At 37.8% G+C, this 2,435-nt stretch carries 4 protein-coding genes and 2 pseudogenes; all 6 read right to left on the bottom strand.

From position 1 onward, the window contains the following. A pseudogene (locus AC52RT_RS06565) lies at positions 1 to 392 on the bottom strand (DNA/RNA non-specific endonuclease); the annotation flags it as partial. A gap of 396 nt (positions 393 to 788) precedes the next feature. Further along, positions 789 to 912 (bottom strand): annotated as a pseudogene (locus AC52RT_RS06560) (IS3-like element IS655 family transposase); the annotation flags it as partial. Between the two features lie 101 nt (positions 913 to 1,013). After that, positions 1,014 to 1,445, bottom strand: a complete 432-nt coding sequence (locus tag AC52RT_RS06555) for a DUF600 domain-containing protein (RefSeq protein ID WP_495540001.1) — start codon at positions 1,443 to 1,445, stop codon at positions 1,014 to 1,016. A gap of 19 nt (positions 1,446 to 1,464) precedes the next feature. Then, positions 1,465 to 1,878 carry a DNA/RNA non-specific endonuclease gene (locus tag AC52RT_RS06550; protein WP_495540003.1) on the bottom strand — a complete coding sequence of 138 codons (414 nt, stop codon included), beginning with the start codon at positions 1,876 to 1,878 and terminating at the stop codon, positions 1,465 to 1,467. Continuing rightward, positions 1,838 to 2,077, bottom strand: coding sequence for a hypothetical protein (locus tag AC52RT_RS06545; protein WP_495540000.1), 240 nt, complete (start codon positions 2,075 to 2,077; stop codon positions 1,838 to 1,840). The genes AC52RT_RS06550 and AC52RT_RS06545 overlap by 41 nt, the downstream gene beginning before the upstream one ends. Before the next feature lie 217 nt (positions 2,078 to 2,294). Further along, complete coding sequence (locus AC52RT_RS06540) at positions 2,295 to 2,426, bottom strand: Imm70 family immunity protein (RefSeq protein ID WP_495540002.1); 132 nt, start codon at positions 2,424 to 2,426, stop codon at positions 2,295 to 2,297. Between the last annotated feature and the right edge of the window lie 9 nt (positions 2,427 to 2,435).

The raw sequence follows: 2,435 nt of genomic DNA, 5'->3' as shown, positions 1-2,435 counted from the left end.
ACACGTACCAGCTGCCCGTGTTCATTAGTGAAAGCCCAATATTCACGGTCCCCAAAACCGATATCAACAACGACGTTAGGTTGACGATATCCGGACAAATCGCCGCCGTCCACTTCAATAAGTTTGTATCCTGAGAAGCGTTCCTCATTCGATTGGACTGATGTTACCGGCTCCTCTTCTATCGGTTCCTCTTCTGCCGGCTCTTCAACTATTGATTCCTCTTCATCCGTAGCGGCATTTTCTTCTTTCTCTTCTTTCACATCATTTGAATTAACTGTGACTTCTTGTGAATCTTTTTCTCCATCTGTAATGGATCCATCTTCACCGTTCGTACAACCAACCATGAAGATAATCGTTAAGAGTAAGACTAGATAGTTTGTTTTCTTTTTCATTTTAGGACTCCATATACTAGCTTTATTTATATGGCTGTTTTCGTAAACTTTGTTGCTGAAACAAAGGGCAACGGCAGTCAATTGCCCTCTTCGGGTTGCTCGCTTTTCCGCTGCACTTAACCAACTGAATGCTGGCTGGTTTTGTCTTGCAATCATCTTTTAGAAAATAGCCATTTATGTGTATTTTATCACATAAAGTTATTCTGTTGTTACTTTCCTTCGTACAATTCATCATAAAGGGTTTGAAAGCCTTATCTCTACTCTTAAAATAATCGCTCTGCTTAAATTTCTATGTTGATTTCCGCTGCGAACGGACGCTTTCCGCTTAGGCGAGGTGATCTGAGCAGGAGTCGCCGTTCTCCGCTTCCAGAAGCCTTATCCTTTTCATTTGAAAAAAAACATAGCTTCGGCCACGGCATTATCATAAGGAGCCATTCATGCTCAGTAATCGCTGGATGCCAAACGTTTCAAGCGCTTCAGAAATGACCTTGTTATCCAACTCTTTTCCGACGTCGTGAAACCTGTTTTGGTTCCAGGAGTTTAGCTAACTCCTTCTTGATTTGGGGTAATGTCATATTCTTTTGAAATATCGGCACGGCTCCACTTCTATAGATGTCACTACTATAACCATTCATCAGCAATATGGTCTGCTGTTTTAATATCGTCATGAGTGTAAACTAAATCATATTTGTATTCAGCACTAAATTTCCCACTCTTTAGATCATAAATTAATTTCATCTCTGTTGGCATGTCCCTTCTATATTCCTTGCACAATAATTTGACCTTTTGGATATCTTCACATATTATACGCAATACCATAGACTGACGCTTTGGAGAAACATCATATTCCTCTATTTCATTCATTACAGCTTCATTCAATTTATGAGGTTCAACATACATATTATTTATCAAATAGAAGAAATTAGCAGAAACAATTCCTTCTTCACTTGAACCATAAACATACACTTTATCAGCTTTGGTCTCAACGTACTCCAAACATATAGAAATCATATCAGATTGTAACTCACTAAATCTATCTTCAAATTCTTTCATAATACACATTCTCCTTAAGCTAATTTTCAATAAGTTTAAAACCAGACTTACCATCAATTGTATAATTAACAATAAATGTTTTTGGACGCACATCTATTTCTTTGTATAATATTTTCACATTAACCGTTACCTTTTTAGGAGGTTTGTCATTCAACATTGCAGCCCATTCGTCTTCTATCTTCTTATACTGTTTCAAATTAACATCCGATAATCGTGAAACTAAATTGTCAGTTTTAGGTGATCTTCCAAATCTATCACCTCCCAAATGCCCTGCATGATCCTTGCCTTTTATTTTCCCTAATGTATTTCTGCTATGTGAAAGTCTTTTTTCCCTTGTTGTTAATTGAAGGTTATCTGTTTCGAATTTCGAATTCCTACGAGCACCATCAGTTTCATAAAAATACTCGTATTCGCCTGTTTTGGTATCTAATATTAGGCTTTATTCTATTTTTTCTTCCAGTTGTATACTGTTCTCCTTTTCCTACTATTGATTTAATATCACTTTCTCCAGCCAAACGATTACCCGTAGCCTTACCACCCCGAACAATTCCAACATTCTGACTAATCACCAGCCTGCCGACCCGAATAATGCTGGCAATGCTCAATTCGCTTGCAAATACTTCCTGATCCATCGGCTTCATTCCCGAGATAATCAGTCCCTGTCAGATTGCCTTTGATTTCGTTTGCGGCGATGAGTCCTAGATACCTTTTTCTGCGGTGCCGATATAGGACATGCCTTTGGCGCCTTTGTAGGCGTCCAGGGCGTTGGATGCTTTGATGGTGCTGTTGACGGCTTTCGGCCTATACATTTAAAAATGACCTTGAATTCAAGGTCATTTTTAAGTTATTTTATAAGCTTTCTATATAAATATCTGAATCAGTTTTAACTCCCTTCTCTAATGCTTTCCTTAACCTATCTATTAAATCCACACCATCACTTGTTATAAAGTAATTAGATAAGTTAGTGATATCCTTACTAATATGATCACC

The sequence above is a fragment of the Peribacillus sp. genome (assembly GCF_059453735.1).
Note: the sequence above shows the minus strand (reverse complement) of the source record. Positions and strands in the feature narration are given on the sequence as shown.

Bases quoted from the DNA above. Each gene is read 5' to 3' on its own strand.
- AC52RT_RS06555 (WP_495540001.1), bottom strand. From the start codon at position 1,445: ATGAAAGAATTTGAAGATAGATTTAGTGAGTTACAATCTGATATGATT.
- AC52RT_RS06545 (WP_495540000.1), bottom strand. From the start codon at position 2,077: ATGGATCAGGAAGTATTTGCAAGCGAATTGAGCATTGCCAGCATTATT.